At 62.5% G+C, this 15,052-nt stretch carries 13 protein-coding genes; 4 read left to right on the top strand and 9 right to left on the bottom strand.

The annotated features are described in order from the left end of the window. Positions 1-10 precede the first annotated feature (10 nt). The 3 genes from rsgA to AC6I1W_RS09415 are packed head-to-tail and all read right to left on the bottom strand — an operon-like array spanning position 11 to position 2,924. Positions 11-1,012, bottom strand: a complete 1,002-nt coding sequence (rsgA, locus tag AC6I1W_RS09425) for a ribosome small subunit-dependent GTPase A (protein ID WP_270237031.1) — start codon at positions 1,010-1,012, stop codon at positions 11-13. After that, a complete protein-coding gene (gene aroA, locus AC6I1W_RS09420; protein WP_270237029.1) occupies positions 1,013-2,302 on the bottom strand; it encodes a 3-phosphoshikimate 1-carboxyvinyltransferase in 1,290 nt (429 codons plus the stop codon). Continuing rightward, positions 2,292-2,924, bottom strand: a complete 633-nt coding sequence (locus AC6I1W_RS09415; RefSeq protein WP_284950462.1) for a DoxX family membrane protein — start codon at positions 2,922-2,924, stop codon at positions 2,292-2,294. Before AC6I1W_RS09415 ends, aroA begins: the two co-directional genes overlap by 11 nt. Before the next feature lie 190 nt (positions 2,925-3,114). Between AC6I1W_RS09415 and AC6I1W_RS09410 the strand changes: the two genes are divergently transcribed. Next, positions 3,115-3,825 (top strand): sigma-70 family RNA polymerase sigma factor, encoded by a 711-nt coding sequence (locus AC6I1W_RS09410; protein ID WP_016667739.1) that lies wholly within the window; start codon positions 3,115-3,117, stop codon positions 3,823-3,825. Further along, positions 3,816-4,091, top strand: a complete 276-nt coding sequence (locus AC6I1W_RS09405) for an anti-sigma factor RsrA (protein ID WP_171048569.1) — start codon at positions 3,816-3,818, stop codon at positions 4,089-4,091. The genes AC6I1W_RS09410 and AC6I1W_RS09405 overlap by 10 nt, the downstream gene beginning before the upstream one ends. A gap of 216 nt (positions 4,092-4,307) precedes the next feature. On the opposite strand, the gene AC6I1W_RS09400 is transcribed toward AC6I1W_RS09405, so the two are convergent. Both AC6I1W_RS09400 and AC6I1W_RS09395 read right to left on the bottom strand, forming a co-directional pair. Further along, positions 4,308-6,413 (bottom strand): PHP domain-containing protein, encoded by a 2,106-nt coding sequence (locus tag AC6I1W_RS09400; RefSeq protein WP_270237026.1) that lies wholly within the window; start codon positions 6,411-6,413, stop codon positions 4,308-4,310. A 343-nt stretch (positions 6,414-6,756) separates the two neighbouring features. Further along, positions 6,757-6,831, bottom strand: a complete 75-nt coding sequence (locus tag AC6I1W_RS09395; RefSeq protein ID WP_369797015.1) for a 50S ribosomal protein bL37 — start codon at positions 6,829-6,831, stop codon at positions 6,757-6,759. Positions 6,832-7,012: 181 nt separating this feature from the next. Here AC6I1W_RS09395 and AC6I1W_RS09390 point away from each other — a divergent pair, with 181 nt between their 5' ends. Next, positions 7,013-8,488 (top strand): sensor histidine kinase, encoded by a 1,476-nt coding sequence (locus AC6I1W_RS09390; protein WP_065672819.1) that lies wholly within the window; start codon positions 7,013-7,015, stop codon positions 8,486-8,488. A 69-nt stretch (positions 8,489-8,557) separates the two neighbouring features. Here AC6I1W_RS09390 and AC6I1W_RS09385 read toward each other — a convergent pair whose 3' ends face one another. After that, positions 8,558-8,809, bottom strand: a complete 252-nt coding sequence (locus AC6I1W_RS09385; protein ID WP_002513444.1) for a WhiB family transcriptional regulator — start codon at positions 8,807-8,809, stop codon at positions 8,558-8,560. 278 nt (positions 8,810-9,087) lie between these two features. On the opposite strand from AC6I1W_RS09385, the gene AC6I1W_RS09380 reads away from it, so the two are divergent. Next, positions 9,088-9,486 carry a hypothetical protein gene (locus tag AC6I1W_RS09380; RefSeq protein WP_270237022.1) on the top strand — a complete coding sequence of 133 codons (399 nt, stop codon included), beginning with the start codon at positions 9,088-9,090 and terminating at the stop codon, positions 9,484-9,486. 48 nt (positions 9,487-9,534) lie between these two features. On the opposite strand, the gene AC6I1W_RS09375 is transcribed toward AC6I1W_RS09380, so the two are convergent. The 3 genes from AC6I1W_RS09375 to AC6I1W_RS09365 form a co-directional block, all read right to left on the bottom strand. Then, the gene (locus AC6I1W_RS09375; protein WP_171048560.1) at positions 9,535-9,711 is read right to left on the bottom strand and encodes a DUF6104 family protein; all 177 of its coding nucleotides are present in this window, start codon (positions 9,709-9,711) and stop codon (positions 9,535-9,537) included. A 76-nt stretch (positions 9,712-9,787) separates the two neighbouring features. Next, a complete protein-coding gene (locus AC6I1W_RS09370; protein ID WP_221267856.1) occupies positions 9,788-13,588 on the bottom strand; it encodes a multifunctional oxoglutarate decarboxylase/oxoglutarate dehydrogenase thiamine pyrophosphate-binding subunit/dihydrolipoyllysine-residue succinyltransferase subunit in 3,801 nt (1,266 codons plus the stop codon). Positions 13,589-13,774: 186 nt separating this feature from the next. Further along, positions 13,775-15,004, bottom strand: a complete 1,230-nt coding sequence (locus AC6I1W_RS09365) for a glycosyltransferase 87 family protein (RefSeq protein WP_270237295.1) — start codon at positions 15,002-15,004, stop codon at positions 13,775-13,777. Positions 15,005-15,052 lie beyond the last annotated feature (48 nt).

Raw genomic sequence — 15,052 nt, 5'->3', positions numbered from 1 at the left:
ACCGCCCTGCTCAACGCGGGGCGGTAGCACTCAACAGACGTCGCAGCGAGTCCACCCGGGACTGCCGCACCGTTCCCGCAGTGAGGGCGTCGTCGATGGCGCACTCGGGACTGTCGGCACTGTGGCGGCATCCGCGTGGGCAGTTGACGGCAACCTCATCCAGTTCCTTGAAACCGGCGAGGATGCCGTCGGGCTCAACGTGGGACAGACCGAAGGATCGCACCCCTGGGGTGTCGATGATCCAGCCGCCTTGGGGCAGCGGGATGGCTTCCGCGCTCGTGGACGTGTGACGACCGCGCCCGGTGACGTCATTGACGTGGCCGGTGATGCGATGGACGCCGGGAACCACGGCATTGATGAGTGTTGATTTTCCGACCCCGGAGTGGCCGACGAGTACGCTGATCCTGCCGTCCAGCAACTCGTGAAGGTCCTTCAGGTCACTACCAGGGCGGCTGGTCACGACCGGAATCCCCACATCCGAGTACAGCTCGACGAAGTCATCTCCGGGCGCCAGATCGGCCTTGGTCAGGCAGAGGATGGGGGAGACACCGGCGGCATGGGCAGCTACCAGGATGCGGTCGATCATCCCGGGACGCGGTGGGGGATCGGCGAGGGCGGTGACGATGACCACCTGATTGGCGTTGGCAACGATGGGACGCTCATGCGGATCAGTGTCATCGGCCGTGCGCCGCAGGACGGTGGTCCGGTCCTCGGTGTGGACGATTCTGGCCAGGGTTCCCTCGGCACCTGAGACATCGCCGTCAAGACGCACCTTGTCCCCGACGATGACTGACTTCCGACCGAGTTGTCGTGCCTTGGCGGCGATGACCTCGACGTCGTCATCGAGACGGCAGCGGTAGCGGCCCCTGTCGATGGTGATGACGGTCCCGACGGGCAGCGATGAGTGATCCGGGCGTTGCTTGGTTCGCGGCTTGGTACGGCGACGCGGCCGGTCGTAGGAGGACCAGTCGCCGGTGTCGATTCCCGAGGAAGCCAGACGTCGTGGCGACACTCAGCCCTCCTTGACGAGTTCAGCCCACATCTGTGGGAACTGCGGCATGGTCTTCGACGTGCACGTGATGTCGTCGAGTTCGATCCCCTCGACGGCCAGGCCCAGGAGGGCCCCGGCATGGGCCATCCGGTGATCGGCGTAGCACCCGAACAGCCCGCCATGGAGGGAGTCGGCACCCTGGCCATCGATCTGCAGACCGTCCTCGGTCTGCCGGACGGTGACGCCGATACCGGACAATTCATGCTCGAGGGCGGTAAGGCGATCTGTTTCGTGGCCGCGAATGTGTGCGACCCCACGAATACGGGACGGGCCTTGGGCAAGGGACGCGACTGCGGCTACCACGGGGGTGAGCTCGCTCGCCTCGTGCAGGTCGACGTCAATCGGTTGGAGGGCATGCCATCCGGGAGCCTCCAGTGTCATGGATCCCTCGGAACGAGTCGCAGCAGCTCCCATCGTGGCGGCGATCTGGATGAACTGCGCTCCAGGTTGAGTGCTGGAAGCTGGCCACGCCGGCACTGTCACGGATCCGCCAGCAATCATGGCTGCGGCGAGGAAGGCGGCGGCATTGGTGAGGTCTGGCTCGATGACATCGTCGAGAGCGTGAATCGGGCCGGGATGCACCAGCCAGCGGCAGGGCTCGTCACTGATCACCGTGACGCCACGCTCTGCCAACATCTCGCAGGTCATGGCAATGTGGGGAGCTGACGGCACAGACGCCCCGTCATGACGAAGATCAATACCGCGCGGGAAGCGAGCGGCGGGCAACAACAAGGCCGAGATGAACTGGCTAGACGCCGAGGAATCGATCGTCACCTCGGGGCCACCGAGACGGGCAGGAGCCGTCATGGCGAATGGCAGTTGGTCGGCATCAACTGTCACACCGAGCTGACGCAACCCGTCGAGAACGGGTCCGACCGGGCGTCGGGACGCCTGCTCGTCACCGATGAATCGGGTCTTGCCAATGACGAGTGCGGCTACCACCGGGAGAAACCTCATGACGGTACCGGCGAGGCCGCAGTCAATCGGGCCGGCAGAACGCGCCAGGTCAGGAACGACCTGAACTGAGGACGGGCCGGCAGGCTGGATGTCGGCACCGAGGCACTGCAGCCCGGCGGTCATGAGGTCAGAGTCACGTGAGGTGAGGACACCGTCGAGGACGCTGGGCCCGTCGCCGAGTGCCGCGAGGACAAGGGCGCGGTTCGTCTGGGACTTGGATCCCGGGACGACGACACGCCCCGCGAGACGATGGACGACTCGCGGGGCGGTCCAGTGATGCTGGTCAGTCAGCAATCTTCTTCTGAGCCTTCTTGGCCTTCTTCTCGGCCTTCTTCTGAGCCTTGGCGGCTTCCTTCTGGGCCTTCTCGAGCTTCTTGTGGGCCGACTTCGACAGGTCGTCGAAGGAGGAGCTGATGGCCTTGCGCTGGTCACTGGCAGCAGACGAGACGCGACGCTGGGTGTCACCAGCGCGCCAGGCCAGGCTGGGACGACCGGCGGTGTCGCGGGAGGCCATCATGGCCCCACCCAACAGAGCGACGTTACGCAGCAGGACCGAACGAGCCGCGGCACGCTCGTCCCTCGGCAAGGACTTGTCAGGTATGGAAGCGAGCACATGCGGAACCATCGTGGTGGCAACAACGCCGGCACCGACACGACGGGCGAGACCCGTCGCCATTCCGAGACCGCCAAAGGCCTGGGCAGCGCCGGTGATGCGAACCAAGGTCTTGGTGTCCTCAGGGATGTATGCGCCGACAGATGCCGGCAGTGTGCGCTGCACCAGAGGAAGGAGACGGTCAGCAACCGGCTCGGCATCCTCCACGAAAGAATCGGGCTTCATCGCGGAGTTCGTCCCCTTGACGATGAAGTAACTGGCGAACATGGTCCGGCCCAAGCCTCGGATGATACTCATGGGCATATGTCTACCGCGCCAAGGCTTTCCGCGGTAGCCGGATGGGCAATATTTTCGTCAGATGAACGGTCGCCGTGGGAATAGATCAACCTTTGTGATGCGTTGACCCGGTATGAACGCTGTCCTCACCACGCCGTGCACCAGGCGGAGCCGTCGCCCGTCCGGTCATCGGCGCTGTGCACTAAGCTGGACAGCGATGACCACACGACAGTTCGAACCCAGGATGGATCGTCACGGGGACGTGCCGGGCACCGTGGATGTCGCCAAGGAAACCGAGGCTGAAAGAGCCGAGCGGTTCGAACGTGACGCCCTCGAGTATCTCGATCAGCTCTATGGTGCTGCATTGCGGATGACCCGAAACCCGGCTGACGCCGAGGATGTCGTCCAGGAGACCTACGCGAAGGCATTCGCGTCATTCCACCAATTTCGTCCCGGAACCAATCTCAAGGCCTGGCTGTATCGCATCCTGACGAATACCTACATCAATTCGTATCGCAAAGCGCAGCGCCGACCGCAGACCTCAGATGACCAGGACATCGAGGACTGGCAGATCGCGCGGGCGGCCTCCCATGACAGCAATGGGCTTCGGTCCGCCGAATTGGAAGCCTTGGACGGGCTGCCCGACCAGCAGATCCTTGACGCTCTCGACGGGCTGTCCGACGAGTTCCGGCAGGTTGTTCTGTTGGCCGATGTCGAGGGATTCGCCTACAAGGAGATCGCCGAGATCATGGGAACGCCAATCGGGACGGTCATGAGTCGGCTCAATCGTGCCCGTAAGCAGTTGCGAAAGCAGTTGGTCGACGTCGCCGGGGCGCGGGGGATTGGCCCTCATGCCGGTCAGATTGACGAGGAGGACCTTGGTCGTCCGGAATTGGCGCGTAGTGCAGGAAAGGAGGGATCACGATGACGCTGTCTAATGGTGACGAGGAGTCCTGTTGTTGGGTCATCGACCACCTCCAGGAGTTCTTGCACGGCGAGATGAGCGAACAAGAGGCCGACGCCTTCCGTCGTCACATCGCGGCCTGTGAGAGCTGCATGGACGAGGCGGACATGGAAGCAGCCGTGTCCCGAGCCCTCAGACGATGCAATCGCACCGTTGCCGCACCGATGCAGTTGAGAACCCGCGTCGTGCAGATGCAGGTGTCCTATCGTTGGCAGGCCGGAGACCGCTGACTAGTAAAAGACCCCTTACGCACAAGCAGGGGTGTGGTCCTCGGGGATAGTCAATTGTGTGGAGGAATCACCACCACGCAGGACGTCAGGGGACTGGCGTCAATGACGGGGGAGATCTTGCGACATGACCTCCTCCATCACCAACTGAAACACACGTTTGTGCATCCCATGCCAGTCGCGAGTACGGGATGCACAAACCTGAGGTTTGATGAGGTTCTAATTACCAGTGTTGGGTAGCTTCGGCCGCTTAACGGGCGGGCTCGATTCACCTGGATCGGCAGTCGGGGCAGTCGTCGGTGTGGGTTTGCGCGAGGCGGGCTGCGATGGGGCCTTCGCCGGGGTTGCGGATGGCGAGGAGCTGGGCGACGCAGGGTCGACCACCTTCACGAACACCGGGTTCGCGTAGAACCAGGTATCCACCCATGGATTGCCCGCGCGGGCCGTGCCGTCGTGCATGATTGGACCGTGCGGATCCACATCCGCGCCGTGGTATCCAGCGCCAGTGCGCTTGCCGTCGGAGCCGCGGAAACGGATGTAGAAGTCCTCCTTGAGATCCTTGAACTCGTGTGTGAGGACGAGCTTGCCCTTCTGACCCTTCGTCTTGAACGTGTGCAGTACGCGGGTCTCAGGTGCCCGCAGCGTCTCACGATCCGCAACCGGGCCAGTGATTGGCCCTCCGATGATGTCCACGAATGCCAGTTCCGGCACCCACTCGACACCCACCGTCGGGTCCGTAGCCTTCGGTTCCTTCGGTGACATCTTGATGCTCTTGACCGGCTCGGTCGCCGTCTCGATCGTCAGCTCGACGGTGATCTTGCCGCCCTTCGACGCCTCAATCGTGTCACCGAGCGTGACGACTCGACCATTTGCGCTCACCTTGGCGATGAAGCTTTTGATGAGCTGGCCGTGGCTGGCCCATACGCGGCCTGCGCGCAGCGCATCCATGACGGCGGTGTAGCTGCGTTCCGTTGCACCTGCGTGGATGCGGGTGAACTGGCCGGGCCAGAAGTCCGAACCACCTTGTGGGTCAATGAGGGGCTCCGGATACTTCGGCTCCTCGCCCTCGGGGGTCTTCGCGTCGATCTCGGCGCGGACCTTTTGCGCGTCCTTGTACAACTTCGCGTCCTCAGGGCTGCGCAGCAGATCACCGGAGATGCCGACCGAACCGTCGGGGTTCTTGATCAACAGATCGCCGGCGACCTCACCCGTCGCGGTGTCAATCGGGTGCGGACGGCGCCCGCCGAGGAGCTTCATCTGCACGTTCTCGTTCTTGGCGTTGTCGTACTCCGGCTTCTTCGGGTAGTCGCCCAGACGCCACGTGTGCCACGAGGCGAGGTGGGCGTCCGAATTCGCGGTGATGTAGAAGCGGCGTCCCTCAGCCAGCATGGAGTCCCAGAATCCGCCCACGGTGGCCGTCAGCCAGTCCCAACCGCCATACGGTCGCATGTGCTCAGCTTTGTAACCGGGGTAGGAGTCCTCACGCGGATCGTGGGTGTATTCCCCGCGCATATCGCCATTGCCGACGTTACGGCCGTACGGGTAACCCTGCGCGCCTGGCGCACCCTCCATGCCGATCATGACGTGCGGGTCGGCGTCGTGCCACAGACGGAACTCGTCGGGGGAGTCAATGCCCAAACGCATTGGGTGGTTTGCGAGGACGAGGACGTCGTCGATCTTGCCCTCAGCCTTCTGCTTGCCGAGCCAGGCGATGCCGGCGGCGGCCATCGTCTCCTGCTCGGCTTCCTCAGGACTGCCGACCTTCGGTTTCTCCCAACCGTTCAATTTGCCGTCGTAGGCAAGTTCGAACGCACGGAGAATCTTCGCTTCGTTCTTACCGGTGACGAAGACCGTGCCGTGCTCAGCCGCGGGGATGTACCACTCCAGGCCCTGGAAGATGAGCAAGTTCTTGCGTGCCTTACGCTCGGCCTCGATCTCTTTATGGGAGTTGAACACACCTGGGTCGGCATGCACGAAGTTGGAGTGCTCCGTAAACACCACCCAGTCGCAGCCGAAGTACTCGGCGGCATCCAACTGATCCTTAATCCGGTACTTTGCGTCGTAGCTCCACTGGGTGTGGACGTGGTGATCGCCGATTAGCCAGAGCAGCTTGTCGGGATCGATTGAGTCCTTGTTAGGAGCGGCGGCGGCTTGGGCGCCTTGTAGTGCGAAGCCAGTGACCATCGCATTGGCTGCCGCGGCCATGCCGACCTGCAGGATCGAACGGCGGCTGAAGCTCAGGCGGGCCAGTTCTTCGTCGCCGCGGTGACGGACATCCTCGAGTTCGTCAGGCGATAGGTGCTTATCGTCGTGGTGATGGTTCATGGTCCCCTCTCTGAGCCACAACTTTAAGCACAGTGAGGTGAAGCGTAGTTAACGCCCATGCGAACACATGTCACACGGTGGGGTGCAATAACCGCACCTGCTCCTGGGGTTGTTGATTGTAAGTCTGTTTATGGGCTCGCTCGTGGCCATCGTCGCGTCATTGGTTGACGCACTGGGTGAGAATCGCGCTCATGGTGCGCGCCGTCGTCGCTCTGTAGCTGCACCGATGCAACTGAGAATCCGAGTCGTACAGATGCAGGTGTCCCATAGCTGGCAGGCCTGAGACCGCTGATTAGTAAAAGACCCCCGTCCATATGGACGGGGGCCTCGTCATCCCAAAAACTCAGGCGTTGGGACGCTTGCCGTGGTTGGCGCCCTTTTTGCGACGCGCACGACGCTTACGACCAGTCTTGCCCATGGCGCTCTCCTTCCTGAGGGGTCAGAAGCCTCCCTACTGATGAAGGAGGGTCCGCGCGGATACGCGGCAACGACGATCAATTCTGCCGTATGGGGCGGGCCTGGCCCAAATTGAAACGCACATTCGTCGACACGTTGATGCCAGTTGGAGCTGGCTGGATTCTGGTCACTAGAGTGACGGCATGCCTGCCATCAATCGTTTGGTCGCTGACCGGACCAGCCTCGCTGCCGCCGACATCACGTGGCTCGAGGAACTTGTCGACGACTGGCAGATGCTCGCTGACACGTCCTTCTCGGATCTCATCCTGTGGGTTCCGGACAAGGACCCCAATGTGTTCTGGGCAGCCGCCCAGGTACGTCCGGACACCGGCCCGACGGCCCTGGAGGACGACGTCGTCGGTGAGTCGGTCTCCTACGACGACGAGAGCCTGGTCACCGAGGCGTTCATGAGCGCCGAGATGTGCGAGACCAGCGACAACAAGCTGTCGGCGGGTATTCCTGTGGACGTCTGGGCGATTCCCGTCATTCGTCATGACGATGTCATCGCCGTGGTCGAAAGACACACCAACCAGATGGGGGTGCGAGCTCCCGGAAGCACCGAGGACAACTACCTTGAGATTGCCGACATCCTGTCGGAGATGCTTCATCACGGCCGGTTCCCACTCTTCCCGGACTTTGACAGGGCTCTGGCGCCGAAGGTCACGGACGGGGTCATCCGGGTCGCATCCACAGGAATGGTGACCTTTGCTAGCCCGAATGCCCTGTCGGCCTTTCGACGCTTGGGCCTGACAGGAGACTTGGACGGCGAGTACTTCATCCCGATGGTTCGGGACCTGTGCCCCAAGGTGCGTGAAGTTGGTCAGTCCTTCACCCTTGATCTGGAGGGTCGTTGGCTTTCCGAGACCGATATTGAGAATTCCGAGGCGACCCTGCGTGCCCGCGTCATTCCGTTGCAGACCTGGTTGGACGACGTCGAGGTCTCGGCAGGAACGATGATTCTCATCCGCGACCTCACCGAGTTGCGGGACCGAGATCGTCAGCTCGTCACCAAGGACGCCACGATCCGCGAGATCCATCACCGGGTGAAGAACAACCTGCAGACCGTGGCGGCTCTCCTGCGTCTGCAGTCGCGGCGGATGAAGAATCCGGATGCCAAGGAAGCTCTCCGACAGGCCATGGGGCGAGTCTCGGCCATCGCCGTGGTGCACGAGATCCTGTCGCAGAACTTCGAGGAGCAGGTGGCTTTCGACGAGGTTGCCGATCGCATTCTCCACATGGTCGGAGACGTCGCGGCATCTTCGGGGTCCGTGGCGGCACGGCGTGAAGGGAGCTTCGGCAGTGTTCCTGCCGAGACCGCCACAGCCTTGTCCTTGGCAACGACGGAGCTGTGCCAGAACGCCATCGAGCACAGCTTGGATTCCTCGTCGGGAAACGTCATCGTGCGTCCCTACCGCACCGAGGATTCGCTGGTCGTCGACATCGTCAACGACGGAAGTCCCCTGCCGGAGGGATTCTCACTCGACCAGCACCGCAGCTCCTTGGGGCTGTCCATCGTCACGACGTTGGTCCAGGACCTCGGTGGAACCTTCACCCTCGAAAACAATCCTGACGGCGTGGGAACCTGCGCCAAGCTCATGATTCCGCTTGACCGGTCGTGAGTATGTGACGCGACCGATGGTTGTCCCGGAACGGATTCGAATGATTCCGGGCTGCCTGTCTGAGCTGAGTCAGGAACGACGAACGCGGGAGCGGGACTGACGACGCTTGATCGCGCGCCTCTCATCCTCGCTCATGCCGCCCCACACACCGTGATCCTGGCCGGCTTCCAGAGCCCAGGCCAAGCACTCGGCGCGAACCTCGCACCGGGCACAGACCTTCTTCGCCTCCTCGATCTGGGCAAGGGCCGGGCCAGTGTTCCCAATCGGGAAGAACAGCTCGGGATCCTCACTAAGGCAGGCAGCTCTGTGGCGCCAGTCCATGCCTCTTCGACTCCTTCTCCCCAGCGCAACCCGGGGCACGTGTGATGTGCGGGTGGATGACCCGTCATGCCGTACGACCGACGAGTGGCCATTCGGCGGGCAACCATGAAAGTCTGGCAACCGTCGAATGTTTTGGCAAGAGCATCCACCGAAGGACGAACATCCTCCCACGAATCGCTCGGACACGATGAACGTCGGTCCAGGCGAGGACGCTTCGAGGAGTTCGCGGCCAGTTCAATTATGATACGTCGTCGGTCCACCCGTGCAGGAGCAAAACAATGATTCCGTCAAGTGAGCAGGATTCACGATCGTCAGCGTTGCGCGGCGGCATCCCGGTATCGGTCCTGGTCGCGGTGGTGGCGACCTGGATCTGCGCGATTGCCCTCCTCGTGGTGGACATCGCGGTCATGGTGAGTGGTCGCGACGTCTTCAGCGCCGGAGTAGGCGCGATGCTCATCATCTATGCCGCTCTCGTCGTGCTGGTCGGCTGGATGGCCGTGAAGGGACGACCGCCGGCGCAGGGGCTCATGGTCGCCAGTGGTCTACTACACGTCGTTGTCCTGGTATCACTGCAGCGTTCAGGTGGCCCGGTGTGGTTCTGGATCCTGGCCGTCATCCCGGCTGCGGCTGTCATAGCTTCCTTGTCGCCACGGTCGCGAGCCTGGCTGCGGGACTGATTGCCCCGCAGCCAGTCGTCACCGCATCGGTTCCGGGCTCGTGGTGGCTCAGTCGTCCTCGTCGTCGAGTCGGGCGAGGAAGGTGGCCAGACGCTCAACGGGGACTTCGAACTCCGGGTTGAGGTCGACGAAGTGACGTAGCTCGTCGGCCAACCACGCGACGGTGATTTCCTCGTCTCCGCGACGATCTTCCAGTTCCTCAATGCCCCTGTCGGTGAAATACATGGGCACAATAATGCACCACAGCATGCGCCACGGCGCCACCCCTCATGGGATGGCGCCGTGGTGGTGTTCGGGCGGGTCAGGCCATGGCCTTCTCGAGCAGCTCCTGCTCCTCGCGGACGTGCACACTGTGCTGGCCCACGGAGGGGGCCGAGGACGGCGGGCGCGTCACGGCTGTCAGGCCATCGAAGAAGCCAGGCAGCTTGTCGGACATCGCGTGGGGCAGATGAGTGAGGACGTAGTACCAAGCACCCTGGTTCTCCGGCTCCTCCTGCACCCAGCGAACGTCAGTGACATTGCTGTAGGGCTCGAGCACCTCGGCCAGTTCCTTGTCCGGCAGCGGGTAGAGCCGCTCCAGCGGGATGATGGCCAGCTGACCGTCGAGCCCGGCAGCCTTGCGCTGCTTGACGAGTTCCCAACGCACCTTGCCTGAGCAGAGGATGATCCTGGTGACGGCCGACGGATCAGTGATGGACGGATCGGGCAGAACCGGGCGCCACTTGCCAGTGGTGAACTCCTCCGGGTCAGAGGTCGCCATCTTGTTACGCAGCATGGACTTCGGAGTCGCGATGACGACCGGTCGGTGCCTGTTGACGTAGGCATGCTGACGCAGCAGGTGGCTGTAGCTCGCCGGGGTCGAGGGCTGGCAGACAGCCAAGGCTCCCTCACTGCACAGGTTGAGGAAGCGCTCCAGGCGGGCCGAGGAATGGTCCGGTCCCTGGCCCTCATAGCCGTGGGGGAGCAGCAGGACGACGCCGGACTTTTGCCCCCACTTCGAACCTGCCGAGGCGATGAACTCGTCAATGATCGTCTGGGCTCCGTTGACGAAGTCACCGAACTGGGCCTCCCACAGCACCAAGGAGTCCGGACGGGCGACCGAGTATCCGTACTCGAAGCCCATCGCCGCATACTCGTTCAGCGGGGAGTCGAGGACGTCCAGGTGACCCTGCTCACCACCGAGGTGGTTGACGGGCACGTAGAACTCTCCGGTCGCACGATCGACCAGGGCTGCGAAGCGCTGCGAGAAGGTGCCGCGGCGGCTGTCCTGCCCGGCCAGGCGGACGTGGATGCCGTCACGCAGCAAGGAGCCCAGGGCGATCATCTCGCCGGTCGCCCAGTCGATCCCACCCTCGCGAATGTGCTTGGCACGACGCGTCATCTGAGGGGCAACCTTGGGATGGGCGTTGAAGGTCTCCGGTAGGTTCTCGTGAGCCCGGGCGACGGCCTCCAAGGTGTCGGCCTCGACCGTGGTCAGATGCAGGCCACTGTGCTTGACCGGGTAGTCCGGAACGCCGCTGTAGGGCTCGGGCTTCGAGGTGGCCTCACGGACCTCCTTGAAAACTGTCTCGAGGCGAGACCGGAACTTCGACATCACGGCATCGGCGTCCTCGTCGGTGATGTCACCACGACCGATGAGGCTCTCGGTGTAGAGCTTTCGGGTCGAACGCTTCTCAGCGATGAGGTCGTACATGTGCGGCTGGGTGAAGCTGGGATCGTCACCCTCATTGTGGCCGCGGCGGCGGTAGCAGACCACGTCGATGACGACGTCACGGTGGAAGATCTGGCGATACTCGTAGGCAATACGAGCAGCGTGGACCACCGCGGCGGGGTCATCTCCATTGACGTGCAGGACCGGAGCCCCAACGGCCTTGGCAACGTCGGTGCAGTAGGTCGAGGAACGTCCGTCACGGGGCGAGGTGGTGAATCCGACTTGGTTGTCGACGATGACGTGGATCGTGCCACCGGTGCGGTATCCCTCGAGCTGGCTCATCTGCAGGGTCTCGTAGACGACACCCTGACCCGAGAAGGCAGCATCACCATGCATGAGGATTGGCAGGACCGGGAAGTTGTCCGGGTTGCCCAGAGCGTCGAGTTTGGCCCGGCAGATGCCCTCGAGGACAGGATCGACGGCTTCGAGGTGACTCGGGTTGGCGGCAACCGAGGCCTTGATGGTGTTGCCGGAGGCTGCGGTGAACTCACCCTCGTCACCGAGGTGGTACTTGACGTCACCCGATCCCTGGGAGTTCACCGGCTCGGCATTGCCCTCGAACTCACGGAAGATCTGCCCGTAGGACTTGCCGATGATGTTGGCCAGCACGTTGAGACGACCACGGTGAGGCATGCCGATGCAGACCTCGTTGAGGCTGTCGTCGGCAGCCAGGTTGCACAGTGCGGCCAGCAGGACGATGGCCGACTCGCCACCCTCGAGGCTGAACCGCTTCTGACCGACGAACTTGGTCTGCAGGAAGGTCTCGAAGATCTCGGCCTCATTGAGCTGGTCGAGGATCTGCAGGTGCATCTCGCGGGAGAGGGGCTGGTGCTCCTTCTCGAAACGATCCTGGAACCACTTGCGCTGCTCGTGATCAGCGATGTGCATGTACTCGATGCCCATCGTCGAGGCGTAGGAGTCACGCAGGATCGTGAGGATCTCACGCAGGGTCATGATGGCGCGACGCTGCCCGGCGAAGTTCGCGATCGGGAAGGTGCGGTCCATGTCCCACAGGGTGAGGCCGTGGCTGTTGAGCATGAGGTCGTGGTGGAACCGCGGCCGGTACTCGATGGGATCGATGTCGGCGGACAAATGGCCGAAGCGACGCCAGGAGTCGATGAGTTCGATGACGCGAGCCTGCTTGCCGACCTGGTCGGGGCGGTTGGCCTGACGGTCGCTCGCCCACTGGACCGGAGCGTAGGGGATACGCAGGGATTCGAAGATGTTCTCGTAGAAGCGATCAGCACCCAAGAGCAGCTGGTGCATGCGACGCAGGAATTCGCCGGACTGGGCGCCCTGGATGATGCGGTGATCGTAGGTAGAGGTGAGGGTCGTCACCTTGGAGATGCCCAGCTCCGCCATACGGGTGGGGGAGTTGCCCTGGTAGGCAGCTGGGTAGTCGATCGATCCGACGCCGAGGATCATGCCCTGACCAGGCATGAGGCGGGCAATGGAATGGTTGGTTCCGAAACCGCCTGGGTTCGTCAGGGAGGCCGTGACTCCCTTGAAGTCCTCGATGGTCAGCTCATTGGTGCGACCCTTGCGGACGATCTCCTCGTAGGCACGCCAAAAGTCGAGGAAGTCCATCTGCTCGGCGCCCTTGATGGCGGGCACCACGAGTTTGCGGGAGCCGTCCTTGTTGACGACGTCGATGGCCATGCCGAGGTTGATCTGATGGTTCTCGATGAGGTGAGGCTTGCCGTCGATCTCTGCATAGGCGTTGTTCATCGCCGGAACGGTCTTGAGCGCCTGCACCATCGCATAGGCGAGGATGTGGGTGAAGGAGATCTTGCCGCCCTTGGCCTTGCGAAGGAAGTTGTTGATCATGGTGCGCTGCTCGATGACGAGCTGCATCGGTACGTCACGCACCGTGGTGGCCGTCGGCATGGTCAGCGACTGATCCATGTTCTTGGCGGTGCGCATCGGCGCACCCTTCATCTTCGTCACCGTGGGCTCGACAGTTTCCAGCTTGGCGCTGTGACGCGGGGCGTCAGCCGTCAGAAGAGGACGGGCAGGCTCGCGGGAGGTCTTTGATGGTTCGGGCTTCGATGCCATGTCTTTGACCTTCGGTGTCGGGGTGGGGGCGGTTGATGCAGCGGGTTTGGGAGCCGGCTTGGGCTCGGCCTTCGCAGCCGGAGCAGGCTTCTGATTAGCGACTGGGTTGGGAGCCGGTTCAGGCTTGGGATCCTGACGAGCAGGCTGTTCGCCGGCTGCCGATCCGGTCACCTCATCGGACGCCTGGGCCGCCTCGTGGTGAAAAAATGTGGCCCAAGCAGGATCGACCGAACTCGGATCATTCTGGTACTGGTCACGCATCTCCTCGATGAGCCAGTCGTTGGCTCCAAAATCAGGAGAGTTGTTGGACTTGTCGTGTGGGGCGGGACTCACCACTGCCTTCTTCCGTCAAACCGTCGTGTCAAGCACTCGCGGAACCTCTGGAAAGGCCCTCCGAGCTGCGCTGCTCTGTCTGTGTCCATGGACCCAGACGTGATGATCGTAGCCGGATTGACCAGGCCATCCCAACAATTTGGGCACATCGAGGAACACTCATTCCCGATCACCAAAATGTGATATTGGTCACCGCTCGTCCAGCGTAGCGTGGACTGGTTTCGTCGGGGCCGATGTCGGCTGGGCGGGACGGTGCATGCGAAGGCTCGCGAAGAACGCAACAACACAAGCTACGAAGGTCACGATGGTCATGATGTTGCGGCTGACCAGGAGGTTCGTGCTGATGCGACTGGGAGGCAAGCCGATGATGCCAGCGTAATTCAGTGGGTACACCTGCTGCGTCAAGAAAGCCGTGATGAGAAGGAACATTGCGGCGGTCCAGCACCATGTCTGGGCCCAGGACAGGGTGTTCGGATCGGGAGGGTTCTCAGAGGTGTTCTCACCAGAGACTCGATCGAGAACCATGGCGGCTGGCGCGGCCCACCACACGAAGTACTGGGGGGACAACGTCTTGTTGGCGATGATGAGAGCGCCGATGATGACGAGATCAGCCAGCACTGCGCTGCGGTGGTCAAGACCGTTGCGTCGCCACGAGAGAAGGGCCACCCCGATCGCCAGTGCCACAGTGAGGGCCATGAGGATGGTCGAGAGTGATTGCCACGTAGACGCACCCGGGCCAAAGATCTCGAAGGCGTTGTACTTCGACATCTCGACCTTGTAACCACCGTCGGGATTCTTGAAGTGTTGGTACACGGGGACGGTGGCGGGTACGGATTCGACTTGAAGTCCCCGGCCCGACTGCCACGTCAATGGGGACACGAGGCGGCCCCATCCACCGTCCAGCAACGAGGCCAGTGCGAGTGCGACACCAGTCGCGCCGAATGCGATCAGGCGTCGGATGGCCGCCTTGTGCCGGGAAATCATGGGAAGGACGAGAAGGGCCGGCCACAACTTCACCGCGGCACCCAAGGCGATCATGACGCCACACGCGGCCGGGTGACGGCGGTACCAGAGAGCTGCCAACCCCATGCAAACGGCGGGCACCATGTCGAAGCGATTCCACATGATGGGTCCGAGGAATGGCACCAGGACAATCCACCACAGAGCGCCGGCTCGGTGGCCGTGGATCCACATGGCGACAGCAAGCAGTGCGTCAAGCAGCAGCATCGTCGTGGCGAATGCCGGTATGAAGTAGGAGTCACCGGCAGACCAGTGCAAGGCACGCAGGAACCACACGACAGGAAGCGGGTATTCCGGAAGAACCACTGGATCGGGCTGTCCGCCCTGCATCCACCACAGGTAGTACTGCACATCCCCGGTGATGTAGTTCGACGAGGGTTTGATGAAGACATGGAGCATAGTCATGCGTCCGGCGACCCACAGCATGATGACACCGGCCCCGGAAAA

It is taken from the genome of Cutibacterium sp. KB22876 (genome assembly GCF_059728865.1).
Note: the sequence above shows the minus strand (reverse complement) of the source record. Positions and strands in the feature narration are given on the sequence as shown.

What these genes read in the sequence shown, in the direction of transcription:
- AC6I1W_RS09375 (WP_171048560.1), bottom strand. Translation starts at nt 9,711, where the DNA reads ATGTATTTCACCGACAGGGGCATTGAGGAACTGGAAGATCGTCGCGGA.
- AC6I1W_RS09410 (WP_016667739.1), top strand. Translation starts at nt 3,115, where the DNA reads ATGACCACACGACAGTTCGAACCCAGGATGGATCGTCACGGGGACGTG.
- AC6I1W_RS09365 (WP_270237295.1), bottom strand. Translation starts at nt 15,004, where the DNA reads ATGCTCCATGTCTTCATCAAACCCTCGTCGAACTACATCACCGGGGAT.
- AC6I1W_RS09385 (WP_002513444.1), bottom strand. Translation starts at nt 8,809, where the DNA reads ATGGACTGGCGCCACAGAGCTGCCTGCCTTAGTGAGGATCCCGAGCTG.
- AC6I1W_RS09415 (WP_284950462.1), bottom strand. Translation starts at nt 2,924, where the DNA reads ATGCCCATGAGTATCATCCGAGGCTTGGGCCGGACCATGTTCGCCAGT.
- AC6I1W_RS09380 (WP_270237022.1), top strand. Translation starts at nt 9,088, where the DNA reads ATGATTCCGTCAAGTGAGCAGGATTCACGATCGTCAGCGTTGCGCGGC.
- AC6I1W_RS09400 (WP_270237026.1), bottom strand. Translation starts at nt 6,413, where the DNA reads ATGAACCATCACCACGACGATAAGCACCTATCGCCTGACGAACTCGAG.
- AC6I1W_RS09390 (WP_065672819.1), top strand. Translation starts at nt 7,013, where the DNA reads ATGCCTGCCATCAATCGTTTGGTCGCTGACCGGACCAGCCTCGCTGCC.